The organism is Rhizobium sp. PDO1-076 (assembly GCF_000247475.1).
Taxonomy (GTDB): Bacteria; Pseudomonadota; Alphaproteobacteria; order Rhizobiales; family Rhizobiaceae; genus Allorhizobium.
Window position 1 is genome coordinate 1 of sequence record NZ_AHZC01000379.1, and the last position, 500, is coordinate 500.

A 500-nucleotide genomic window follows, 5' to 3' on the forward strand; every position below is an offset into this window, starting at 1 on the left:
CTGATCACTGCTGGTCCGGGCATATTGCGGCGCCTCGCAGCGCGCGTGGTCGGTGGACGCCCATTGTGGCGTGCCATAACTGAGATAGGATAAAATACATGGCCGTCGTTGGAGCTCATAAATTGCCTCGAGCCGAAGGTGCGAGGAACGACCAGCTCAACGTGGCGGCGGAGGCGGACAACGCGCAACCCCAACCCGGCACTTTTGCAGGTCGTCGCTCCTCGACAGCAGCGGCGAGTGACAACGCGAACATCAATCCGTCCGGCGATAGACCAAAATTGATTATTGCGGCCCGTGGGGCAGGCAATGTGCCTGATATCAATATGCAACTGGATCCAGCAAACCCAGACCGGTCATCGGGTTTTGACCTTGAAGGGTTTATGACGAGCGACGAGGTGCGGGAGGACGCGCCCAACCCCTCCGCAACCAAGCTCACGCCCGACTCCGCGACCCCGCCTACGCTCACGCTCGACGGTCTTCTTGAGGCAATCCGCAAGGAT

At 60.0% G+C, this 500-nt stretch carries 1 protein-coding gene; it reads left to right on the plus strand.

Annotated elements, in window-relative coordinates; all coding sequences use genetic code 11:
• Positions 1–98: 98 nt before the first annotated feature.
• The coding region (locus PDO_RS17615; protein WP_007605140.1) for a hypothetical protein at positions 99–500 on the plus strand (402 nt) is incomplete at its 3' end.